The organism is Sphingobacterium sp. GQ94 (assembly GCF_059758715.1).
The window spans coordinates 338,770-362,881 of record NZ_JCAXEC010000002.1 but is presented as its reverse complement, the minus strand read 5'-3'; the positions used below and the strand labels follow the sequence as shown (position 1 = coordinate 362,881).

At 34.4% G+C, this 24,112-nt stretch carries 18 protein-coding genes; 14 read left to right on the top strand and 4 right to left on the bottom strand.

The genetic code is table 11. From position 1 onward, the window contains the following. Window positions 1-80 precede the first annotated feature (80 nt). Entirely contained in the window at window positions 81-2,864 is a 2,784-nt protein-coding gene (gene leuS, locus AC6CHH_RS03285; RefSeq protein ID WP_498279693.1) for a leucine--tRNA ligase, read from the top strand. A 317-nt stretch (window positions 2,865-3,181) separates the two neighbouring features. Here leuS and AC6CHH_RS03280 read toward each other — a convergent pair whose 3' ends face one another. Further along, window positions 3,182-4,030 carry a universal stress protein gene (locus AC6CHH_RS03280; protein ID WP_498279691.1) on the bottom strand — a complete coding sequence of 283 codons (849 nt, stop codon included), beginning with the start codon at window positions 4,028-4,030 and terminating at the stop codon, window positions 3,182-3,184. 243 nt (window positions 4,031-4,273) lie between these two features. Here AC6CHH_RS03280 and AC6CHH_RS03275 point away from each other — a divergent pair, with 243 nt between their 5' ends. Together AC6CHH_RS03275 and AC6CHH_RS03270 are read left to right on the top strand one after the other, a co-directional pair. Beyond that, window positions 4,274-4,849, top strand: a complete 576-nt coding sequence (locus AC6CHH_RS03275) for an RNA polymerase sigma factor (protein WP_498279762.1) — start codon at window positions 4,274-4,276, stop codon at window positions 4,847-4,849. Window positions 4,850-4,861: 12 nt separating this feature from the next. Then, the gene (locus tag AC6CHH_RS03270) at window positions 4,862-6,190 is read left to right on the top strand and encodes a hypothetical protein (RefSeq protein WP_498279689.1); all 1,329 of its coding nucleotides are present in this window, start codon (window positions 4,862-4,864) and stop codon (window positions 6,188-6,190) included. Window positions 6,191-6,198: 8 nt separating this feature from the next. Here AC6CHH_RS03270 and AC6CHH_RS03265 read toward each other — a convergent pair whose 3' ends face one another. Beyond that, window positions 6,199-6,810, bottom strand: a complete 612-nt coding sequence (locus AC6CHH_RS03265; protein WP_498279687.1) for an HAD family hydrolase — start codon at window positions 6,808-6,810, stop codon at window positions 6,199-6,201. 44 nt (window positions 6,811-6,854) lie between these two features. Next, a complete protein-coding gene (locus AC6CHH_RS03260) occupies window positions 6,855-8,048 on the bottom strand; it encodes a proline dehydrogenase family protein (protein ID WP_498279685.1) in 1,194 nt (397 codons plus the stop codon). Window positions 8,049-8,141: 93 nt separating this feature from the next. Between AC6CHH_RS03260 and AC6CHH_RS03255 the strand changes: the two genes are divergently transcribed. The 11 genes from AC6CHH_RS03255 (at window position 8,142) to ruvB (ending at window position 23,564) form a co-directional block, all read left to right on the top strand. Then, window positions 8,142-8,348, top strand: a complete 207-nt coding sequence (locus tag AC6CHH_RS03255) for an RNA-binding S4 domain-containing protein (protein WP_498279683.1) — start codon at window positions 8,142-8,144, stop codon at window positions 8,346-8,348. 51 nt (window positions 8,349-8,399) lie between these two features. Further along, complete coding sequence (gene aroB / locus AC6CHH_RS03250) at window positions 8,400-9,467, top strand: 3-dehydroquinate synthase (RefSeq protein ID WP_498279681.1); 1,068 nt, start codon at window positions 8,400-8,402, stop codon at window positions 9,465-9,467. A gap of 585 nt (window positions 9,468-10,052) precedes the next feature. After that, the gene (locus AC6CHH_RS03245) at window positions 10,053-13,325 is read left to right on the top strand and encodes a SusC/RagA family TonB-linked outer membrane protein (RefSeq protein WP_498279679.1); all 3,273 of its coding nucleotides are present in this window, start codon (window positions 10,053-10,055) and stop codon (window positions 13,323-13,325) included. 23 nt (window positions 13,326-13,348) lie between these two features. Next, window positions 13,349-15,046 carry a RagB/SusD family nutrient uptake outer membrane protein gene (locus AC6CHH_RS03240; protein ID WP_498279677.1) on the top strand — a complete coding sequence of 566 codons (1,698 nt, stop codon included), beginning with the start codon at window positions 13,349-13,351 and terminating at the stop codon, window positions 15,044-15,046. A gap of 114 nt (window positions 15,047-15,160) precedes the next feature. Continuing rightward, the gene (locus AC6CHH_RS03235) at window positions 15,161-16,456 is read left to right on the top strand and encodes a D-alanyl-D-alanine carboxypeptidase (RefSeq protein ID WP_498279675.1); all 1,296 of its coding nucleotides are present in this window, start codon (window positions 15,161-15,163) and stop codon (window positions 16,454-16,456) included. Window positions 16,457-16,490: 34 nt separating this feature from the next. Then, a complete protein-coding gene (locus AC6CHH_RS03230; protein WP_498279673.1) occupies window positions 16,491-17,813 on the top strand; it encodes an MFS transporter in 1,323 nt (440 codons plus the stop codon). Beyond that, window positions 17,806-18,537: a (Fe-S)-binding protein gene (locus tag AC6CHH_RS03225; RefSeq protein WP_498279671.1), complete on the top strand. Its 732-nt coding sequence runs from the start codon at window positions 17,806-17,808 to the stop codon at window positions 18,535-18,537. The genes AC6CHH_RS03230 and AC6CHH_RS03225 overlap by 8 nt, the downstream gene beginning before the upstream one ends. Before the next feature lie 23 nt (window positions 18,538-18,560). Continuing rightward, window positions 18,561-19,439, top strand: a complete 879-nt coding sequence (locus AC6CHH_RS03220; protein ID WP_498279669.1) for a sugar phosphate isomerase/epimerase family protein — start codon at window positions 18,561-18,563, stop codon at window positions 19,437-19,439. Window positions 19,440-20,064: 625 nt separating this feature from the next. Continuing rightward, window positions 20,065-21,645 (top strand): peptide MFS transporter, encoded by a 1,581-nt coding sequence (locus AC6CHH_RS03215; protein WP_498279667.1) that lies wholly within the window; start codon window positions 20,065-20,067, stop codon window positions 21,643-21,645. Between the two features lie 130 nt (window positions 21,646-21,775). After that, window positions 21,776-22,510, top strand: a complete 735-nt coding sequence (locus AC6CHH_RS03210; RefSeq protein ID WP_498279665.1) for a polyprenol monophosphomannose synthase — start codon at window positions 21,776-21,778, stop codon at window positions 22,508-22,510. A 31-nt stretch (window positions 22,511-22,541) separates the two neighbouring features. Further along, window positions 22,542-23,564: a Holliday junction branch migration DNA helicase RuvB gene (gene ruvB / locus AC6CHH_RS03205; RefSeq protein WP_498279663.1), complete on the top strand. Its 1,023-nt coding sequence runs from the start codon at window positions 22,542-22,544 to the stop codon at window positions 23,562-23,564. Here ruvB and AC6CHH_RS03200 read toward each other — a convergent pair. Next, entirely contained in the window at window positions 23,561-24,100 is a 540-nt protein-coding gene (locus AC6CHH_RS03200) for a hypothetical protein (protein WP_498279661.1), read from the bottom strand. The two genes, ruvB and AC6CHH_RS03200, sit on opposite strands and share 4 nt — an antisense overlap. Window positions 24,101-24,112: the final 12 nt, after the last annotated feature.

The following is a 24,112-nucleotide window of genomic DNA, read 5'->3' as shown; positions in this document are numbered from 1 at the left end:
ATAGAATAAAAAACTTTTCTACTTAATTTCCCGTAAAATAGCTATTTTCGCAATTCTAAAGTACAATTCTTTTACATATAATGGAGTATACTCATCAATCTATCGAGCAGAAGTGGCAAAAATTCTGGGCTGAACACCAAACGTTCAAAACCTCTGAATCAACTGAAAAACCAAAATATTATGTTTTGGATATGTTTCCTTACCCTTCAGGTGCAGGTTTGCATGTAGGTCATCCACTGGGATATATTGCTTCTGATATTTATTCGCGTTACAAACGTCTCAAGGGATTCAATGTTTTGCATCCGATGGGTTATGATTCGTTTGGTCTTCCTGCAGAACAATATGCAATTCAAACCGGACAACATCCTGCAATAACAACACAGACCAATATAGAGCGGTATAGAGAACAATTGGATAATATTGGTTTTTCATTCGATTGGTCACGTGAGGTACGCACCTCTGAGCCTACTTATTATAAATGGACTCAATGGATATTTATGCAGTTGTTTGATGCTTGGTACAATAAATTATCTGATAAAGCGGAACCAATTTCCACCTTGATTCAACATTTTGAAAAATTTGGATCAGATGGAATTCAGGCAGAAGCTGATGAAGAAATTTCAAACATCAGCCCCTCGGAATGGAAATCGTTTTCGGAAGAAGAAAAACAAAGGGAACTCCTAAAGTATAGACTAGCTTATCTTCGAGAAAGCACTGTAAATTGGTGTCCTGAATTGGGAACTGTTTTGGCCAATGATGAAGTAATCGGTGGCGTTTCTGAACGGGGTGGTTTTCCTGTTGAACAGAAAAAAATGATGCAGTGGTCTATGAGAATCACCGCCTATGCTGATCGTTTGCTCAATGGATTGAGTACGATAGACTGGCCTGAACCCTTAGTTGAGATGCAAAGGAATTGGATTGGTAAATCTGTGGGGGCTAGCGTCAAATTTCCAGTTCCATACCTTGGTACCACAATCGATGTTTTCACTACCCGGCTTGACACGATTTATGGTGTAAGTTTTATTGTTTTGGCTCCTGAGCATGAGCTAGTTACTGCTTTAACTACTACATCTCAAAAACCTGATGTAGAGATGTATATAGATAAAACTTCTAAAAAATCTGAATTGGACAGATTGGCGGATACCAAAACCGTATCAGGGGTATTTACGGGGTCTTTCGCAAAACATCCATTAACTGGAGAAGATGTTCAAATCTGGATAGCAGACTATGTTCTAGCGGGATATGGTACAGGAGCTGTCATGGCAGTTCCATCCGGAGATCAACGCGATTATTTGTTTGCAAAAAAATTCAGTTTACCAATTGTTGTTATTTCAGATTCACAAAATATAACAGAAGCTGCTGACCCAAATAAAGACGGTAAATACATTAATTCAGGAATCATTAATGGCTTAACATACCAGCAAGCATTACCTGTTTTAGTAGAAAAATTAGAAGAATTAAAATTAGGGAAAGCAAAAATCAACTTCCGAATGCGGGATGCTATTTTCGGACGCCAACGGTATTGGGGAGAGCCAGTTCCTGTTTATTTTAAAAACGGTTTGCCTTATTTAATTAGACCAGAGGAATTGCCATTATTATTACCTGAAGTTGATAAATATTTACCTACCGAAACCGGAGAACCTCCCTTGGGTAGAGCTGAAAATTGGAAATATCATAATCAATACGAATATGAATTAAGTACTATGCCCGGCTGGGCTGGTTCGTCGTGGTATTGGTTCCGTTATATGGATCCCTTGAATCAGGAAAGTTTTGTTTCAAAAGATGCTGTTAAATATTGGCAGGCTGTCGATTTATACATTGGTGGTTCTGAGCATGCTACAGGTCACTTATTGTATTCACGCTTCTGGAATAAATTTTTGAAAGACTTAGGTTATCATGATCAGGAGGAGCCCTTCAAAAAGTTAATCAATCAAGGAATGATTCAAGGAAGATCAAACTTTGTTTATAGAGTAATTGACGATCAAGGCAAGGGCACTAATCAATTTGTTTCTTTGGGATTAAAAAAGGATTACAATACAGTTCCTTTACATGTCGATGTCAATATAGTTCAAAATGATGTTTTAGACCTTGAGAAATTCAAATTATTTAGATCTGATTATGCCGATGCACAATTTATTTTGGAAAACGGGAAATATATTTGTGGAACAGAGGTTGAAAAAATGTCAAAATCTAAATTTAATGTTGTCAATCCAGATGACATCATTAGCCAATATGGCGCTGACACACTTCGTCTATACGAAATGTTTCTTGGGCCATTGGAACAAGCAAAACCTTGGAATACAAATGGGATAGAGGGTGTATACAAGTTTCTGAAAAAAGTTTGGCGTTTATTCCATAACTCAGAAGGTGAGTTTCAGGTATCACAAGAAGAACCGACTAAAGCAGAATTCAAAGCGTTACATAAAATTATCAAAAAAGTTGAAGACGACATTGAGCGTTTTTCATTTAACACCTCGGTCTCGGCTTTTATGATTTGTGTCAACGAATTAACCGAATTAAAAACAAATAAACGTGTTATACTGGAGGATTTGATTATATGTTTAGCTCCTTATGCTCCGCATATCTCAGAAGAATTATGGGCAAAATTGGGCAATCAACCCGGTTCAATCTCGTATGCTAATTATCCTGTATTTAATGCAGATTATTTGGTTGAAAGCGAATTTGCGTATCCGGTTTCTCTAAATGGTAAGATGAAGATGAACCTATCTTTGCCTTTAGATCTTGACCAACAAGCTATTGAGACTATTCTAAAGGAGAATCAAGATATACAAAGAATTTTGGACTCAAAATTAATTAAAAAGGTAATTTACGTAAAGGGCAAGATTATCAATATAGTTGTTTAATCCAATCTCAACAACAAGAGGGACATATCAAATATATCCCTCTTGTTGTTAGAAATAGATAATATCCAAAGCGAACTTATTTCAATAACATTGCTTCTTTATGGAGCAAAATTTGTTTATAACTCAATGGTAAGTTTTTTAATATATGTTCATGAAAGGGTGACGGGATAAGGACTTTAATAGTGAATTTTTCCATCGGGATAAAAAATAAAATCCCATGTTCAACAAATTTTTCGTCAGTAATTAATGTGTATTTCTCTGCTTTATCATTAATTCGATTTAAAGATTCTAGCTTTTTAATTATTTGCAACATACTGCTATTTTTCTTCGTGAAATACTAAAATCGGTACTTTAGAGTGGAAAGCAAGGTTATTACTCGTACTGCTTTTAAATAACCTGTCGAAAAAATTTCGATTTCTTTTTACCACGGCTAATATATCTACATTATTTTCCAAAAGGTAATTAATGATCGTATTTTCTACACTTTCGACCTCATCTAAAAGGATATAATTTATTGGGTCTTCCGAAAACTCTTTTTGCCACAATTCGCTTTGGTATAGCACATCTGCAACTTTATCCCTATTCAAAATATGTAAGCAGTCTATTTTAGCATTTACAGCCTTAGCCATAACCATCATTTCATTTAATGCTGATTTGTCTTTTTCTCGAAATAATGTTGTGAAAACAACCTTTTTAATTCCTTGAAACTTGGCATGTGGTGGTACAGCTAAAACTGGTTTTTGAATTGATCTAATGACATTTACTGTATTTGTGCCAATAACTTTAGACAAGAAGCCAGATTCACCATGGGTACCCATTACTACCAAATGAATATTTTCCTTTTCTACAATGTTCTTCACAACAGTTGCCACTGGTCCCTCTTCAAATAAGAATATTAAATCAACTTCAGATAGCCCTTCTGAATTAGCAATATCACGTAATAACTGTGTCTTTTTTTTAAACAATTCAAATTGATTAAGTTCAATAGTTTTATAAACATCCGATAAAATTTGAGGTTGTCCACCATGCGCTGCCGATAATACCGGTTCCTGGTAGCTATACAATACATACACTATACCATCAATGGATTTAGCTATATTTAAAGCATATGAGAAAGCATTAGTAGCAATCTCCGAAAAATCTGTGGGAAATAAGATAGCTCTCATGTTTATCAATTTTGTGTTTGTTAAATTTACTCAATTTTCAGATAAACACTTTATGATATTTATCATTATTTTAAACAGATTGTAGCATAAAAAGGTTTTAAATCGTATATAAATTTATAATAAGACATGGGAGTTAAAAATATGATTAAATATTTAATAAATCCGTAGGATATCTAAGGAATATGCATATTTGGTAATCATTAGACATCAGTGGGGATTTTTAAAAAAATACTGAATAACCAGGTGCCATTGAGCTTAAGAGCCTCTTTGGAGGAATGTGCTGTGCTCAATTCAGAAAAAAGTAAGGCATACATCTATAAAAAGTTTTATGGTTACATCATGGCAATTGTTATTCGATATATGAAGCATGAGATGGAGGCAGAGGAAATAGCAAATGAGTGTTTTATAAAAATCTTTAATAAGGTGTCCACATTTAATTTGCAAGACGATCCTATCATTTTGGAAAAAACATTTAAAGCTTGGATCGGCCGTATTGCTGTAAATACGTCAATAGATGCTTTAAGAACCCGGAAGCAAATGTATATGCTTGATGATTTAAACAATAGTGAAATGATGCATTATTCAGTTGAAAATGATAGTCAATTGGAATACAACGAAATATTAAATTTGATCCATCAGTTACCAGATATTCAACGCGCTATTTTCAACCTGTATGAAATTGAGGGCTATTCACATGAGGAAATTGGCAAACAGTTGAATATACCGGAAAGTACCTCTAGAACTTACCTTACACGAGCCAAACAGAAACTTCGTAAGTTATATATTAGTCTCATGAATTTAGAAAACATTCAATCCTGATTCGCACAGAAAATGGAAAGTAAAAATAAAAAAGAAATCGTAGAGCATATCGTTGATCAGCTGAAATCGATCGATGATCTTCCTTATCGAGAAGGAGCTTGGGAAAATTTTAAAGTTCAGCAAGTACCGTCTACCATTAAGAAAAAATACCCTTTTTATTGGGTAGCGAGTGTTGCTGCAATTTTGGTGGCCGGAATCTTCCTATTAGAATATCTACCCAATAGCGAAACACAAAACGATAGTTCTTTATCGAATAATCAAGTTCAACAGAAAAAAAATGAAGCAATTATTGATTATGAGAAAAAAGATAATCCAGTTAATGGATCAATTTTTCAAAATGATGGACTTACCGATGGCTTAAATGAATTTAATTCCCAGTCTAAGTACAGTTCAGCTAACACAAAACAAATAGCGAGACTTAATGTAGAAAATTCGACTTCTCAAAACATTATTCTTAATGAGTTAATTCCTACAACGGAATTAAAAAGAGTAGATATATTGAATAAGAAACTTAGTATTAAAATTGATGATCAAGAGAATCATGTAGTTACAGATGATCCAAAGAATCAGATATTAGCTTATCAGGGAAATAGAAACGATGTATCTTATGGCAAAAATGAGCTGACGCTTAAAGAGCGTAAATTCAATTTTAATGAACGATTTGATTTAGGAGCCTTTATTTCTCCGAGTACGACAAATGAAAATTTTAACCTTGGTGCTGGTTTGCTCCTTTCTTATAATATTAATAAAAACTTAAGTCTTCGAACTGGTTTAGCCTTTAATCGCTATGAAGTTGGCTCTATGAAAGACCCAATCCTCAATTCTGAAACTCAGGTTTATGCTAGTAATGAATCTGTTGAAAGGATTTCTGCTGATGGGTTGACACAATTCAGTATGAATAAGGCTTTAGTTATTCCCAACATCAACGCAATCACCGGAAATGTTCAGGCTTTTGAAGTACCTCTTGAATTGACGTTAAAATTCAGCAAAGGACTGTATGCGTCTTCTGGATTAGTTTATGCCATCGTATTAGATCAAAATAGATATGCTCATTATATAGAAAATGCAAATTCTAAACTGTTTACGGAGGGGTTACCTGAAAATGAATCGGAGATGCAGTCAGCGATTAAACAAGTCTCGAAATCTCTAAAAACAGATGAAGAAAATGTCAAAACTAATGGTTTCGGCGGTTTTGTAAATTTCTCCCTAGGAAAACAGATGAGGGTTAAGAAATCATTTTCTGTTTCAGTTGAGCCTTTCTTAAAATTACCAGTAGGCAACTTTAAGACAGCTGATATGAATTACACCAATGGGGGAATTCGGATAATTACTAATTTTTAATCCTTGTTTTAAATCTGATCAATTCGAATATATGCCATACCTGCAGCAATGGCTCCTTGCACACCAGGGTCACCATCCTCAAAGACTAAACAATCTTTAGGGTCTAATCCGATGTTTTTAGCTGCTAATAAAAATGGCTCAGGGGAAGGCTTACCGTTTGGTGTGTCTCCGGCACAAACTAAAGTTTCAAATTTTCCAGTAATGCCAATAACCTGTAACGTAATATTTAAGGTAGATCTGCTTCCACCAGAGACGATACCTATTTTGTGGGTTGATTGAGATTCCATTAGAATCGCCCTGACGTAATCAATTGCCTTCGTATCCTGAATATAGCGCTCAATGAAAATTGTAGATTTCCGTTTCGAAAAAACGTTTAAATCAAATTCTACTTCATATCTTTTAGTTATCTCCTTTGCCACGGCAATTGTAGGCCATCCAGCTGTTTCATCAATTAGATCAGGGTTTAAATCAATACCGTATTCCAAAGCTGTAGCGACATATGCCGCTTTGTGAGCATGAATATTATCGGCCAAAGTGCCATCTACATCAAATAAAAGACCCTTAAAAGAAGAGGATAGGGATTTCAATTTGATGTACTTTTTATAAGATGATTCTGTCATGGTACAAAAATAAGAAAGTCTCCTAAAATCGGAGGCTTTCAGGATTATATCTTTGGCGATTTACGTCTCTTCAATTCTTTAATAATTAGACTTAATTCACGACCAGTTTGTCCTCCAACTGATGTGTTTTCCTGCGCTCTACGAAATAAATAGGGCATTACTGCTTTAACTGGACCATAAGGCATGTATTTGGCAACATTATATCCAGCGGCAGCAAGATTAAAAGAAAGGTTATCTGACATACCTAACAATTGTGCAAAAAATACGTTCGAGTGATTTAATGGTATATTTCTTTTTTGCAATTCTTCAGATAAAATACGACAGCTTTCTTCATTATGTGTACCGGCCATCAAGCCGATTTGATCAATATGGTCTAGACAAAAATGAATGGCTTGATTATAATCTAAATCGCAATTTATCTTGGTTGATTGAATAGGGGACTTATAGTTATTTTCAGCGGCCCGCTCGCGTTCTATTTCCATGTAAGCGCCGCGTACAATTTTGGCCCCAAGATGAAAGTTTTGTGTTTTAGCATAAGCAAAATCAGCTTTTAAAGAGGCCAATTTGTCACTTCTATAGAGTTGATAAGTGTTGTAAACAATGGGTTTTTGAACATTGTACTTTTCCATCATGTCTCTGGCAATATCATCTATTGTGTCTTGAATCCAGGAATGCTCAGCGTCTATAAGCACACGAATGTCAGATTCAAAGCACGCTTTGCATATTTCATTACATCTATTTAATAACCGATCATATTCTTGCTCCTCCTGGAGACTTAAAGCTTCTTTTGCATCAATCTTGGCTAAAAGATCAAAACGTCCTAAACCAGTAGGTTTGAATACGCAAAAAGAAATGAGTGGGTTGTCTTTTGCACTCTTTACTGTTTTTAATACTTCATGAAAAGTTGAATCAAAGCTTGTTTCTGAATCCTCACCTTCTACCGAATAATCAAGAATGGTAGTGACTTTACCTTTACCCAATTCTGCTATAGAATGTTGACAATCCTCAATACTTACTCCTCCACAAAATTGTTTGTAAATGGTATTTCTAATGATTCCTTGAATTGGAAGTCCAATTTTTAAAGAAAAATTTGTGATTGGTGTGCCAATTTTAATCAGGGAATTACTGGAGACCATTTTAAATAACCAATACGCTTTATTAAGATCACTATCACTTTTACTTTTAAATGCGATTTCTGTATTATTAAAGTCAAGCTTTAAAGGTGATGCTATTTCCATATTTTATTTTTTACGGTGGCAAAATTAAAGAATTATTATAAATAATTTCTAATATTTAGCTGCAAATAGTTGGTAATAGTCTATTTTTGTGGTATGCAAACGTTTACATTAAGTGGAGAGTACATTCAACTCATTCAATTATTAAAGGCTATGAACTGGGTCGAACATGGCGCTATGGCACAATTCGTTGTACAAGAAGGGTTAGTGAAATACAACGGTCAAGTAGACTACCGAAAAAGACTAAAGGTCAGAGTAGGAGATTTGATAGAGTTCGATGGAAACAAGGTTCAGGTCATATAAAATCAAAATGCTTTCGAAAAAAAAAGTATATCTTTATCATGAAATAGGATTATGAAAAAAAATATTGATAGTTTAGGATACCAAGTCATATTTGATGATGAATTAAGTGAGTTGCAGTCATTCCTTATAGACCATGACTACACCCAACTTTTAATTTTAGTAGATAGAAATACGAACGATCATTGCCTTCCGGTTCTTCAAACAGCTATTCCAGATATCGTTGATTATGACATCATAGAAGTTGATCCAGGAGAGGAGAATAAGAATATTGATTATTGTATTGGTGTCTGGAAAACAATGTTAGATTTTGGTGCAGATCGCAAAGCATTGATGTTAAATTTGGGTGGTGGTGTAATCACTGACTTAGGCGGGTTTGCTGCCTCAACATATAAGAGAGGTATAGATTTCATTAATGTTCCGACAACTTTGCTTTCTCAAGTTGACGCGTCAGTGGGTGGAAAGACAGGAATAGATTTAGATAACGTAAAAAATATTATAGGTACATTTTCTCAACCAAAGGCCGTTTTTATTTCTAATTTATTTTTAGAAACGCTCGATGATCGTCAAATTCGATCTGGATTCGCCGAAGTTATAAAACATGGATTAATACGGGATAAAGGGTTATTCCAAACATGTCAAGAGATTAATCTGCCGACAATTCCTGAAAATCTAGTATTTGATTCCATTATTATAAAAAATGAAGTTGTACTGGAAGACCCAAAAGAAGATGGTCTGCGGAAAACCTTAAATTTTGGTCATACCATAGGTCATGCTATTGAAGGTTACTCTTTGCTCCATGATAAATCTCCTTTACTACATGGTGAAGCAATTGCAATAGGAATGATTTGTGAATCATATATTTCGTGGAAAGTCAACAATTTTGATGAAACAGAGCTAAGAACGGTAATAGAATACATACGTTCTATCTATCCTGATTACCACCTTAATCCGATAATTTATCCTGAATTAATTGATTTAATGAAGAATGATAAAAAAAATGAGGATAACAAGCTTGGATTTGCATTATTAAAAAAGATTGGGCAATGTGATTATAATAAATTTGTGGAAGAGCAAATGATCATTGAAAGTCTAGATTATTATAATTCTATTATAAATTAAGGCTCAAAACTTTCACAGGAGATCGTCCGTTCAATTATGATACAATTAACCTGAAGAGAACTTCAGGTTTTATTTTTGTATGAAAGCTCAATAACTTACCTACCATTACGTTAACTGAATTTAAAGAGAGAGATTTATAATCTTTCTCTTTTTTTGTAAACAAAATGTTGCGAAAGGTATTGTTTTTATATAAAAAATTTTTAAATTAGTTTCTGTTGTAACTAAATACTTGATAAAACCACTTCTTTTTTAAACTAACCTAGTCAATGTCTATTGATTAGTTTTTTTTCCCTCATTAAAATAAGTGTTTAAAGTACACTTTGAGTAATTTGGAAGCAACCAATAACATTATAAACTAAAAACTAAAAACTTATGAACCAACTTTACCTTATTTTCCGGTTTAAACCCAAGTAGGTATTTTTAAATCTATTGAAAAAAAATGTTTTATAAAGTAATGTTCCTCGCATTGCTAAGGGAATTATTTTTTCAAAATTAACCATAAACAACATTTAAATTATTTGTGGTTATAATTTGTTCATTAGATTAAATCATTAAATTTTAAACAAACTAACTAATTAAATTATTATGGGAAGATCATTCAAATTAAATGGCAATCCAAACGTTCCCAAAAGATTGTTAAGAAACAGTCTTCTGATCTCAATGGGTCTACTTACACTAAGTAGTACTTCTGCATCCGAAGGATCAATCTGGAATAAAATTTCAGTTCATCCATTGTATGCTGTTCAGAATCCTGTTAAAGGAAAAGTCGTAAATCAATCCAATCAACAACCAATTTCTGGGGCAACGATTAAAATTGCTGGTAAAACATCTAGTACTTCAACGGATTCTGAAGGAAATTTTGAAATAGACGCCAGTCCAAATGATATTTTGGAAATTTCGTTTGTCGGTTTTACGGGAGCCAAATACACGGTAACCTCTACCAGTCAGGAGATAAAAATTTCCTTAACAGAGGATAGTAGTAACCTGGATGAAATCGTGGTGACTGGTTATGGAAGTCAGAAAAAGAAAGATTTAACCGGTTCTGTTGCAGTTGTAAACGTAAATGAATTAAAGTCTCAACCAGCAGGTAGTGCTGTCGAGGCCTTGCAGGGTCGCGCCACTGGAGTTCAGATTGTCAATGATGGAGCACCAGGATCTACCCCACAAATTCGTATTCGTGGTTACAGTACAATTAATAATAATGAACCATTGTATGTAATTGATGGTGTTCCTTTTGAAGGAAAACTGAGCTGGTTAAATCAAAACGATATTGAAACCATGCAAGTATTAAAGGACGCATCATCAGCCTCCATTTATGGAGCTAGAGCCAATAATGGAGTAGTAATTATTACAACAAAATCCGGTAAGACTGGAAGGACTAATATTAACTTAGATGCATACGCTGGCGTTGGAGTACCCAATAAAAATTCTTTTCCAAATATGCTGACTCCTCAGCAAATATTAGATATTGACAATGAATTTAATGGAACTAACTTACAATTACCAGACTATCTGTTAGCTGGGTCTAAAACCAATCATGAAGTTACTCCTGCAGATGCTGATATGAGCAAATACAATTATTTTGCAAAAGATCGAGCTTCCTTTTATCAAATTACCAAAGCAAATAAAAATGGAACCGACTGGTTTGATGCTTTATCTCAGAATGCTCCAATTCAATCTTATCAATTGAGTGCAAATGGTGGAACAGAAACTGCTAAATATGCATTTTCAGGTGGATATCTTGATCAAGTAGGAAGTTTGATACATAGTGGTTTTAAAAGATATAATGTTCGTACGAATACTCAATTTAACGCTTTTAATGACAAACTTCGTTTTGGAGAAAACTTACAATACAGTTATGTCGAGGGTTTTGGTATGGGTGTTAATCCAAACACTGCCGGGGGGTATCAAGGCGAAGGTTCCGTATTAGGTTTTGCCTATAGAATTCAAAATATCATCCCTGTTTATGATGAAGGGGGGAATTTTGCAGGCTCGTTTGGTAAGGATTTAGGGAATGGTCAAAATCCGGTGGCTATGGCTTATCGGGCAAAAGATAACATGAACAGAACTAATTTCTTTTTTGGAAATGCCTTTGCGGAATATGACATCATATCTGGTCTGACCTTACGTACTAATTTTGGTATGCGTTATGAAAATTATTCAGGACAAAGCTATACTTATCCAAATCCCGAATTTTCAGAGGGAAGTTTCAATAATGGAATGAATGAATATTTTGGATATACAACAGAATGGACCTGGACAAACACTTTAAATTACAAACCAAATTTAGGTGAAGATCATAGTCTTAATATTATGGTTGGTACGGAAGCTATCAAAAATAGAAATAGAAACATAAGTGGTAGCAGAAATGGGTATTTTATTATGAATAGTTTAGATTATTTATACCTAAGTTCAGGAAGTACAAATTTTAATAATACCGGAGGTGGTTCTATTGGTAGCATGTTCTCCTTAATGGGAAAAGCTGATTATGCGTATAAGGATAAATATTTATTGAGTGTAATAGCACGTAGGGATGGATCATCTAACTTTGGATCGAATCATTTATACGGATTATTTCCAGGAATAAGTGGTGCATGGCGTATTTCTAAGGAAGATTTTGCACAAGATGCAACCTGGTTGACTGACCTAAAAATTCGTGCTGGATATGGAGTAACAGGAAATCAAAGAATTCCTGGATTTCAATATTTAAACCGTTATTCTGCTTCTTTGACTAGCTCTTCTTACCCAATTGGGGGAAGTGTTGTCAATGGTATCTGGCAGAGCTCCTATGCAAACCCTGACATTAAATGGGAACAAGTTAAATCTCTTAATATTGGATTAGACTTTTCCGTATTGGACGGTGACTTCGATGGATCTGTTGACTGGTTTAATAAGAGAACCACAGACATGTTATTCTTAGTTCCATTGCCAGCTGCAGCTGCAGGTAGGGCCGCCTCTCCAATCCAAAACATAGGGGACATGAGTAATAAAGGGTTCGAATTTTCGCTAGGATATCATTATGGATACCGACAAGAAAAACCGTTTACTTTGGATCTTTCAGCAAATTTTTCTCGCTATGTGAATAAGGTGATAGAGCTTTCACCATCCATTACCCAAGTGAATTATGGAAATTTTAGAAGTATGGAGACTTCTATTCTGAAAAAAGGAGAAGCAGTTGGTGCATTCTATGGGTATCAAACAGTAGGAATTTATCAGAATGCAGAGGATGTACAAAATTCGCCTTCTTATGTAGATGCAAGACCTGGAGGCTTGAAATATGCAGATATCAATGGGAATGGTGAAATCGATCCAGGTGATCGAACCATTATCGGTAACCCACATCCAGATTTTGTCTATTCTTTTAATATTAATGCTGCATATAAAAATTTTGATTTACTTTTATATTTCTATGGTTCACAAGGAAATGACCTATATGAGGCAACGCGTTACTTTACTGATTTTGGCGTGTTTAAAGGGCAAAAAAGTGATCGTATATTGAATGCTTGGAGTACCTCAAATCCTGGAAGCGAAATTCCTTCGCTACCTAATCCGAATGATAAAACAAGTGCTTTAGAATACGCTACTTCTACTTATTACGTTCAGGATGGTAGTTTCTTGAAATTAAAAAACCTACAATTGGGTTATAACCTTCCAACTACTGAAATTTTTGGATCAAAAACAGCATTCAACAAAATGCGTGTTTATTTAGGGGTAACGAACTTATTTACGATAACTAAATACGAGGGTTTAGATCCGGAAGTATCGGCAACACCTTCGACCTATTCGGCATTAGGTGTTGATTTTGGGGTCTATCCTCAAGCCCGTCAATATACTATTGGAGTAAGTTTAGGATTTTAATAAAAATATTAATTCGATTAATTATGAAACGAAATAAATTAATGATTCTTTTAGGTGCCGGCTTACTCTTGGTAAGCTCGTGTGGCGAGGAATTTTTACAGAAGCTACCTCAAGGAGAGCTTTCGGATTCGCAAGTAGGGAACAAGGAAGGCGTTGAGAGTGCCTTAATCGGTGCTTATAGTATAATAAATGGTAACGTGAATGGAACTTGGGGAAATTATGCCTCCGCACCAAGTCAATGGATATTTGGCGAACTCCCATCAGACAATGCACACAAGGGTTCTGAATTAACCGACCAGACACCGATGAATATGATTGAAACTTATAATGTTATAAGTACCAACGATAACTTAAGTACACAATGGCAGGTTTATTATGAAGGTGTCCTTCGTTGCAATAATACAATGAAATTATTGGCCGCAGATCAATCGGGTTCAAAGGAAATTACCCCTGAGCGTGCATTAGAAATTCAGGCAGAGGCCAGAATGTTGAGGGCTCATTATTATTTTTATTTATGGCGCGTATTTAAAAATCTGCCATACATAGATGAAACAATGACCACTGAGCAAGCTGCTACTGTGAAAAACGATACAGATGTACTTCCAAAAATTGAAGATGATTTAAAATTTGCTATTGAGAACTTACCTTCGACAAAAATTAATAATGAATATGGTAGAATGAGCAAAGATGCTGCAAAAGCATATCTAGGTAAAATATACTTGTATAAAAAGCAGTTCGCACAAGCATTACCGTTATTCAAAGAAGTTATCGCAGGGAAAGATTTAGTGAACATGCCTTTTTGGAATAATTTCGACATAACTAAAGAAAATGGTCCAGAGGGCTTAGTGGTTTCAAAACATGCTATTAATTCTAATGGATCGGCTGATAATTCTAATGTGGGCGATATGTTATCTGGACTTTATGGCAGTTCACCTGTAGGGTGTTGTGGCTTCTACCAACCGACTATAGATTTGGTAAATGCGTATAAAGTAGATGTAAATGGGCTACCTCTGTTAAATAACAAGTATAGAGAAACCCCTTATTTATCCGACTTAAAAAACCCTACAAATTCCTATACCTTAAACACTAATTTATCATTCGATCCGAGATTGGATTATACTGTTGGTCGTAGAGGTGTTATGTATTTAGACTATGGTGAAATGCCGGGAAATGCTTGGATTCGTGATGCAAGTTATGCTGGACCATTTGTTGGCATAAAAACCATGATTCCAAGGGCTTTATTTCCGACAGAAGCAGCACCTGGGGAAAATTATCTAACAGGGTTAGATGTGAACATTATTCGCTTAGCGGATGTATACCTGATGGCTGCCGAATGTGAGGTTGAAGCCAACAACTTAAGTGGTGCATTAACACTTGTCAATGCCGTTCGTTTGCGTGCGGCCAAATTAGCACCTAAAAAAACAGCCTCTGGCGTCAATGCTGCTAAATATAAGGTGAGTCCATATCCATCTTTCCCTAGTCAGGAGTATGCTCGTAACGCAGTGCGATTTGAAAGACGATTGGAGCTGGCAATGGAGGGGCATAGATTTTTCGACTTGGTACGTTGGGGAATTGCAAAACAAACTTTAGAGAGTTATTCAGGTTTTGAAGGTCAATATTTAAGTGCCTACAAATCACTTGTATTTCCTCAAAGTAGTGAATATTGGCCCATTCCTCAAGTTGAAATTGACCGTAGTGATGGTGCTCTTACACAAAAATAAAAAGACTATTTTACCATAATAATAAAGGGTTAATCGCATGATTGGCCCTTTATCATTTTTTAAAATTAATGGGCGGTCATTGTATTATTTCTCAAGTATTGTTATGTTTACACTATGAGAAGCTTAGTCATCCTTTTGGGTTTAATGACCCACTTAATATCAAATGCTCAAATCAACCAAGACCTAAACCACCAATTACAGAAATCAAACGTATTAAATCAGCATTATTACGGGTTTAGCCTTTATGATCTAAATGAACATAAATTTATTTTTGATTATAATCAAGATAAACATTTTACTCCAGCATCAAATACCAAAGTATTTACCTTATTTGCTTCTCTAAAATTAATTGGAGACTCAATTCCAGGACTAATTTATGTTGAAAGAGGGGATTCACTGATATTTTGGGGTACAGGTGATCCAACATTTTTACATTCCAAATTGGATAATGGTAAAGTTTTTAACTTCTTAAAGAGTAGCGGAAAAAAACTTTTTTACGCAAAAAATAGTACTCAAGAACCCTTTTATAGAGATGGTTGGTCGATAGAAGATTATGAATTCTATTATCAACCTGAAATATCCGTTTTTCCAATTTATGGAAATGTGGTTCAATTTAAAGAGGAGAATAACAGTTTAAAATTAATCCCTTCGTATTTTAGTAAAGAGTTGATTTTGTTGAACGACACTTTAACGCGATATCGAATTCATCGCCATTTAGAAACCAATAAGTTTGAAATTAATACATTTCCTTTACCAAAAAATTACGTGAATGAAAAACCCTTTAGGACAAGCGATTCTTTATTAGTTCATTTATTAAAAGATACGCTTAAAAGGGAGGTAGAGTTAATTCACTATGTCTTGCCAAATGATACCAAGACTGTATATTCTACAGATACGAAACAAATATTACGGGAGATGATGTTACCTAGTGATAATTTCTTAGCCGAGCAACTAAATATGGTTGCCTCCTTTATAAAATACCGGGCATTTCAAACAATAGACTTAAGAAAGTACATGAAGGAAACCTATTATTCTAAAATGTCTGATTCAATTGAACTTCGAGATGGAAGTGGATTATCTACGTATAATAAGGTAACTCCTAGAAGTATGATTGAGCTGTTGTTGTTGGTACAAGATGAAGTAAGGGATGAGCATATTAAACTAAGACTGTTTCCCGCAGGTGGACTGGAAGGAACATTAAAAAATGTTTATCCCACCCCAAATGGAAAACCATTTGTGTGGGCTAAAACTGGAACGATTAATAGCGTGCATGCCCAAAGTGGATTTATAATTAGTAAAAAGGGAAATCGTTATGCATATTCTTTTTTAAATAATAATTATTTAGGAGGAGCCTCGCCGGTTAGGAAAGAAATGGTTAGAGTTGTAAGTTATATTTACGAGAATTATTAAATTAAATTCGTTTTAGCAGGTTTTATTCTTATAAATGAAAATCTTTAAAAAAAATGATAAACGGTTAATTAGATCATGGTCCATGTTTGATTGGTCGAATTCGGCTTATAATCTAGTGATTAATTCGACTATTTTTCCAGTATATTATACCACTATCACGCATAATCCGGCAACTGGTGATTCCGTCTCGTTCTTCGGATTTAATTTCGTCAATACAGCCCTTACAAATTTTACCCTATCCGTGGTTTACTTGTTTATGGCGTTTGCTCTCCCTTTCCTCTCGGCGTACGCAGATGCTGCAGGAAAAAGGAAGTTCTTTATGAAGTTATTTACATACATTGGGGCAATTGCCTGTATGGGAATGTTTTATTTCAAAATTGAAACATTAGAAATCGGAATTATATTCTTTGGCTTGGCAGCGATGGGATATATAGGAGGGGTAGCATTTAATAACGCTTATTTACCCATTATAGCGACCCCTGACCAACAAGACAAAGTTTCTGCTCAGGGATTTGCTTATGGGTATATTGGCTGCGTTATTTTACAAATCATTTGTTTTGTATTTGTTTTTAAACCAGAATGGTTTGGTATCACCGAGCCTTCTGTTCCCGCCAGGTTATCCTTTTTTTTAGTGGGATTATGGTGGATTTCTTTTGCTCAGATACCTTTCCGATATCTTCCTAATAATCGCCCATCAATTGCAAACGAGAATCTTCCATTTTTTGTTAAAGTAAAAAAAGAATTTTCCGAAGTAATCTCTCAAATTAAAAAAATAGATGCCATAAAAAAATTCCTACCTGCATATTTTTTTTATGCAATGGGGATTCAAACATTAGTCATAGTAGCGGCTGCATTTGGTCAGAAAGAACTGGATCTGGGCACCAACAAATTGATTGGTTCAATTCTACTGATTCAGATTGTAGCGATCGGTGGCGCTTTTATTATGTCCAGATTGGCAAAAAAATTTGGCAATATAAAAATCTTAATGTTTGTGGTTTTTTTGTGGATACAAATTTGTATAGCCTCATATTTTATGACAAATGAGTATCATTTTTACGGCATGGCATTCATGGTTGGGTTATTAATGGGTGGTATACAATCCTTATCTAGATCAACTTATTCAAAACTGATCCCTGAAAACATAAAAGATACCACATCATTTTTCAGCTTTTATGATGTTACTGAAAAATTTGCTATTGTAATTGGTTTATTTAGTTTTGGTATAATTGAACAGATTACAAATAATATACGTTATTCAGCATTGTTTCTTGGTATATTCTTCATCATTGGATTTTTACTGTTGTTTCGTGTTTTAAAATTTAATAAATTACAAACTATTCGGACAATTAATGAATAAGGTAGAATTATTTATCCCCTGTTTTATAGATCAGCTGTATCCCGAAACAGCTTTTAACACTGTTAAACTTTTAGAGAGGGCAGGATGTGAAGTGTTTTACAATACGAATCAAACCTGCTGCGGACAACCTGCTTATAATGCTGGTTTCTGGGATGAAGCAAAATCCATAGGATTAAAATTTCTTAATGACTTTGCCGAAGAACATCCCATCGTTTCGCCTTCTGCCTCTTGTGTTGGTATGGTTCGAAATGGATTTGATGACTTATTTACGAATTCTATGGAACATAATAAGTGTCGTTCCATTCAGCGAAATATTTTTGAAATCAGTGATTTTTTAATAAATGTATTAAAAAAGGAATATTTTGGGGCTGAGCTAGTCGGAACAGCTGTTTACCATGATTCATGTTCAGCATTGAGAGAATGTCATATTAAAGATGAACCAAGAAAATTACTAAATCATGTTGGAGGTTTGCAATTGTTAGAAATGCGAGATCAGGAAACATGTTGTGGTTTTGGAGGGACTTTTGCTGTAAAGTTTGAAGGCGTGTCTAGTGCGATGGCGGAACAAAAAGTGAAAAATGCTTTGGCGGTTAAGGCAGATTATATCATTTCCACAGACTCATCTTGTTTATTGCAGCTAAAAGCCTACATAGACAAACACAAATTACCGATAAAAACAATGCATATAGTTGACGTTTTAACCTCAGGTTGGGCTAATATATAAAAATAACTTATAATAAATATACTATGAATTCAAGAAGAGATTTTTTAAGAAACTTAGGGCTAATGACCGCTGGGATTACACTTGCACCATCATTGGATGTATTTGCTGCGAAAAAAGATTGGTTCGAAATATCGCTAGCTGAGTGGTCTTTACACAGAACAATTAACAAGGGTGACCTAAAGAATATAGATTTTCCAGAATATACAGCTAAGACATTTGGTATTTATGGTGTAGAATATGTCAATCAGTTTTTTAAAGACAAGGCTCAGGACATGACATACTTAAAAGACTTAAATAATAGAGCAAAGGACAATGGAATTACGAATGTTTTGATTATGATAGATGGGGAGGGATTTTTGGGTGATAGAGATGAAAATAAAAGATTGAAAGCAGTTGATAATCACCATAAATGGATCGATGCAGCTGAGTTTTTAGGTTGTAAAGCTATTCGTGTTAACGCAGCCGGAGAAGGAACTAAACAGGAAGTGAAAGACCAGGTTGTAAAAAGTTTATCTGCTTTAGCTGATTATGGTAAAAAAGCAAAAATAAATGTTATTGTTGAAAATCATGGAGGTATATCTTCCCATGGTGATTGGCTTTCTGATGTGTTGAAAACCGTAGGCAAGAAAAACTGTGGAAGTTTACCAGATTTTGGTAACTTTTATGAATATGATCGTTACCAAGGAGTAACTGAATTGATGCCTTATGCTAAAGGTGTATCTGCTAAATCTCATGATTTTGATGCGCAAGGTAATGAATCTGGCATTGATTATGCCAAGATGATGGATATTGTTAAAAAATCAGGTTACAAGGGATATGTAGGAATTGAATACGAAGGAAGTAAGCTAAGCGAAGTTGAAGGTATCAAACTTACCAAAACATTATTAGAGCGTTTTAAATAAGATGAATATTATTCTTAAAGAGTATATAATTACATATCTATCTATTATTTAATAGTTTGCGTTATTTATGTAATCTTTTAATTTATAAAACTGTTTTGTAAAATTTGCAAAACAGTTTTTTTTGTTACAAGCTTAAATTTGCATTCTTGAACACTATGGACCAGATTTACTATCCCAAAGAAATAAGTTTTAAGTGTAATGCTTAATGGTAAAAATGTGTTTACAATTTACATATTCTTACTATTAAACTTAGGGGTTAACCCGGTAAAAAAAAATTAGAACATTCATAAACGATGTTAAAGAGCAGGTAAAGATTAGCTAAAATGAAAATTATCGATTTTGCAATCATTTAGATCATATAGAGAAATTTATAATCAAAACCGGTTATTAATTTAATATTTTCCTTTTAAAATCATGGTTTTCCGATTAAACCTTATGTTCTACAAAAGTGTCATAAAACCAGTGCTATTCAAATTAAATTACATTTTCTGCATCAATACCGGAGACTAATTAGATGTAAGGATGTGTTTAATTACTATAATTTATGAATAATAATTTGTTATTTTGCTGGTCTAATAAAATAATGTTCTGAAATTTATCTTAAATTATTATATAACTAAATCATATGAATCAAGAGAAAGACGCAGAATTAGTCCAACACCTTGCTAAACAAGGAGTGGATGATAAAATGGTTATGGGGCATCCCGCCAGTCTTTTTGTCCTATTTTTTACAGAAATGTGGGAGCGCTTCAGTTACTATGGTATGCGTGCCTTACTTACAGTATTTTTACTAACTGAAATTTCTAAAGGAGGCTGGGAGTGGTCCAATAAAGATGCGATGGACTTATATGCGTGGTACACAGGGTTAGTCTATTTAACCCCATTACTTGGTGGAATAATAGCTGATAAACTGACCGGCTATCGAAAAGCAATTCTTATAGGGGCATTGGTGATGACCATGGGACATGCAGCTATGGCCTTTGAAAATATTTCTGAAAACTTCTTCTTCGTCGGTTTGATTTTAATGATACTAGGTAACGGTATGTTTAAACCAAATATCTCTTCAATGGTCGGACAATTATATCCCGACAGTAGCAAGAAAAAAGATGCTGGTTATACTATTTTTTACATGGGTATCAATTCAGGTGCGTTTTTAGGAATGTTACTGTGTGGTTATATTGGAGAGAAAATTGGTTGGCATTATGGATTTGGATTAGCAGGAGTTTTTATGTTCTTTGGTATGATTCAATTTTATTTTGCTAAAAGAATATTTGGAATAATTGGTGAAGAACCAGGAACAAAACATGATTCAAAAGAGGGTATAATTGATCCTAAGGAGGAAAAACTTCCAGCAAACGTTGTTCGGGATCGCTTAATCGTAGTTTCTGTACTAATGATTGCAAGTATATTTTTCTTTTTCGCTTTTGAGCAAGCAGGTGGTTCCATGACTATTTTTGCAAAAGATTATACACAACGAATACTTGAGGGTAATGCCGGAAGTATTTTCAAGTGGGTTGATGCAATCTTGACTGTATTTCCTATACTTATTGTGAGCTTTGTATTGTTTAAACTCTCACAGAAAATTTACAACAAATACCCGATGACTGTAATTGCGACCGCAATATCATTCGCCCTCATTTGGTGTTTAGGAATTTGGAAAGTGTACAGAGAGTTTAATTTGGAACAGACGGAAGTAACCGTTTCCTGGTTTCAGATTTTAAATAGTTTCTTTATAATCACTTTAGCATCCTCATTTAGCAAATTATGGGAAAAAATATGGAATCCTTCTGGTCCTGTTAAATTTGCATTTGGTTTGTTATTGGTCGCCTTGGGATTCATCGCATTATCGTATGGTTCGTTATCCATCCCTCAAGGAGCTAAAACAGCGTCAGTTAGTATGGTCTGGTTAATTTTAGCTTATTTTTTCCATACAACAGGAGAATTGTGTGTTTCACCAGTCGGACTTTCTTATGTCAGTAAGTTATCGCCAAAGAAATTCGCAGGTTTATTATTTGGCCTTTGGTTCACTGCATCTGCAATTGCTAACTTTATTGCGGGTAAAACAGGTTCATATATTGATAAAATTACCGAGGAATATTCAATGACAGTATTTTTCTTAATCATTGCCTCCTTACCAATTGCTGTAGCCTTGTTATTGTTAATATTTAATGGAACTTTAAAGAAAATGATGCACGGAATTAAATAATTTGCACAAGATAGTTCAACAATACAAAGAATTGAAGCCGATTAAACATAGTCGGCTTCTTTTATTAACTCATTAGTCAATTTCAATAATTGATCTAAATGTTTACCTTTACTTATTCAAAAATCTAACAGTGTCGAAGAATATTGTAATCATTCCAACTTACAACGAGAAGGAAAATATTGAACTAATTATCCGTAAAGTCTTTTCATTAAAGTATGACTTTCATATCTTAATTGTTGATGATGGATCACCAGATGGTACTGCTGAAATTGTAAAAAAACTGCAAAATGCTGAATTTGTTGAAAACCTACATTTACAAGAAAGAAAAGGAAAGCTTGGACTAGGCACTGCCTACATACATGGCTTTAAATGGGCACTTTCTCACAATTATGAATATATTTTTGAAATGGATGCTGATTTCAGCCATAACCCTGAAGATTTAATACGCTTGTGGGAGGCCTGTAAAGATCAAGGAGCAGATATGGCTATAGGTTCTAGATACGTAAAGGGGGTTAATGTTGTTAACTGGCCTATGAATAGGGTATTAATGTCCTATTTTGCTTCTGCTTACGTCCGTCTAATTACCAGAATTAAAATCCAAGATGCAACCGCTGGTTTTGTTTGTTTTAAAAGAAAAGTCTTAGAGAGAATTCCTCTTGATCAAGTAAAATTTGTAGGATATGCTTTTCAAATCGAAATGAAGTTTACGGCCATTAAATATGGCTTTAATGTTGTTGAAGTCCCAATTATATTTACGGATCGAACTTTAGGAACATCCAAGATGAATACTAAAATTTTCAAAGAAGCCTTTTTTGGGGTCATACAAATGAAAATTAAAAGTTTATTTACGGATTACAATAAATAATCTATCTAAGAGTTAACTAAAATATAGTAATATGAATGAAAACCTTGATCCCAATCCTGATAAACTATCTCATACTGAGAAAGATTTAGAAAGAGTGCTTCGACCTCAAACATTCGAAGATTTTACGGGTCAAGCGAAAATTCTTGCCAATCTATCTATTTTTGTTCAGGCCGCTATATTACGTGGTGAAGCACTAGACCACGTACTTTTACACGGCCCTCCTGGATTAGGAAAAACGACATTATCCCATATAATCGCGAATGAAATGGGTGTTGGGATTAAGATCACCTCAGGTCCTGTATTGGATAAACCGGGTGACTTGGCAGGCTTATTAACTAACCTAGAAACAGGTGATATTTTATTCATTGATGAAATCCATCGTTTAAGCCCTTTGGTCGAAGAATATCTATATTCTGCAATGGAGGACTTTAAGATCGATATTATGCTTGAGACTGGACCCAATGCACGCTCAGTACAGATTTCTTTAAATCCTTTTACACTCATTGGGGCAACAACCCGTTCTGGCTTACTGACTTCCCCTTTAAGGGCTAGGTTTGGAATCAATTCAAGATTACAATATTATGATTCAAAACTATTAACCGATATTGTCATGCGCTCCTCTAGTATTCTGTTAGTACCAATATCGGAGGAAGGAGCATATGAAATCGCAAGGAGAAGCCGCGGCACCCCACGTATTGCAAATGCATTATTAAGAAGAACTCGTGATTTCGCTCAAATAAAAGGCAACGGTTCCATAGATAAAGCCATCGCTCAATTTGCATTGAATGCATTAAATGTGGATGAAAATGGCTTAGATGAAATGGATAATAAAATTCTAAGCACCATAATTGAAAAATTTAAAGGGGGACCAGTTGGGTTAAAAACAATTGCTACTGCCGTGGGAGAGGACGAGGGTACCATTGAGGAAGTATATGAACCTTTTTTAATTCAAGAAGGATATTTAATGAGAACTTCCAGAGGAAGAGAATGTACTGAATTAGCTTTTAAACACTTAGGTAAAGTGCACCCACAAAAAGGGAATACTTTATTCTAATTTCCATTAGTTAACCGGTTTAAAATTAAATTACCCCGACTTCTTAATGCTGGGCTAGCTTCTTTTTCTAAATTGAATTGTATAATCATAATCAATTCTCCCTTTAACCAGGAATGTATACTAGTTAAATGAAATAGAATATCGAATGCATTTACTTTAACTGCAACTGGACATTCAGGATTTTCAATGACATTGAATGATTTTTCAATTATTAACTCCTGTTCTTTGGGAGTAATATGAATCGTTTTATTCTTTTTTGACAAGAAATACATCAATATTTTTGTATAACTCCGAAGGCTACTCCAATTTTTAAGTTCAATATAATTCTGGATAAGTTTTGGGTATACTAAATGAGAAAGTTCTGTATTTTTTAATAAGATATGCTCTAGGGCCCAAGACGCTTTGAAAGAAATACGAGGGTTATGAACATCCAAACTTAATTCCATAAGATCATTTAAAGTGATAGTTTTAAGTAGATCCAGATTAAAATCTGGAACACTATACTTCAAAAGACTTTCAATTTGGTTATTATCCATTAAGAAAAATCA

Coding starts and splice junctions, on each gene's coding strand:
- AC6CHH_RS03255 (WP_498279683.1), top strand. CDS start 8,142: ATGCAAACGTTTACATTAAGTGGAGAGTACATTCAACTCATTCAATTA.
- AC6CHH_RS03260 (WP_498279685.1), bottom strand. CDS start 8,048: ATGGAAATAGCATCACCTTTAAAGCTTGACTTTAATAATACAGAAATC.
- AC6CHH_RS03215 (WP_498279667.1), top strand. CDS start 20,065: ATGAATCAAGAGAAAGACGCAGAATTAGTCCAACACCTTGCTAAACAA.
- ruvB (WP_498279663.1), top strand. CDS start 22,542: ATGAATGAAAACCTTGATCCCAATCCTGATAAACTATCTCATACTGAG.
- AC6CHH_RS03230 (WP_498279673.1), top strand. CDS start 16,491: ATGAAAATCTTTAAAAAAAATGATAAACGGTTAATTAGATCATGGTCC.
- AC6CHH_RS03200 (WP_498279661.1), bottom strand. CDS start 24,100: ATGGATAATAACCAAATTGAAAGTCTTTTGAAGTATAGTGTTCCAGAT.
- AC6CHH_RS03270 (WP_498279689.1), top strand. CDS start 4,862: ATGGAAAGTAAAAATAAAAAAGAAATCGTAGAGCATATCGTTGATCAG.
- AC6CHH_RS03240 (WP_498279677.1), top strand. CDS start 13,349: ATGAAACGAAATAAATTAATGATTCTTTTAGGTGCCGGCTTACTCTTG.
- leuS (WP_498279693.1), top strand. CDS start 81: ATGGAGTATACTCATCAATCTATCGAGCAGAAGTGGCAAAAATTCTGG.
- AC6CHH_RS03265 (WP_498279687.1), bottom strand. CDS start 6,810: ATGACAGAATCATCTTATAAAAAGTACATCAAATTGAAATCCCTATCC.
- aroB (WP_498279681.1), top strand. CDS start 8,400: ATGAAAAAAAATATTGATAGTTTAGGATACCAAGTCATATTTGATGAT.
- AC6CHH_RS03245 (WP_498279679.1), top strand. CDS start 10,053: ATGGGAAGATCATTCAAATTAAATGGCAATCCAAACGTTCCCAAAAGA.
- AC6CHH_RS03235 (WP_498279675.1), top strand. CDS start 15,161: ATGAGAAGCTTAGTCATCCTTTTGGGTTTAATGACCCACTTAATATCA.
- AC6CHH_RS03225 (WP_498279671.1), top strand. CDS start 17,806: ATGAATAAGGTAGAATTATTTATCCCCTGTTTTATAGATCAGCTGTAT.
- AC6CHH_RS03280 (WP_498279691.1), bottom strand. CDS start 4,030: ATGAGAGCTATCTTATTTCCCACAGATTTTTCGGAGATTGCTACTAAT.
- AC6CHH_RS03220 (WP_498279669.1), top strand. CDS start 18,561: ATGAATTCAAGAAGAGATTTTTTAAGAAACTTAGGGCTAATGACCGCT.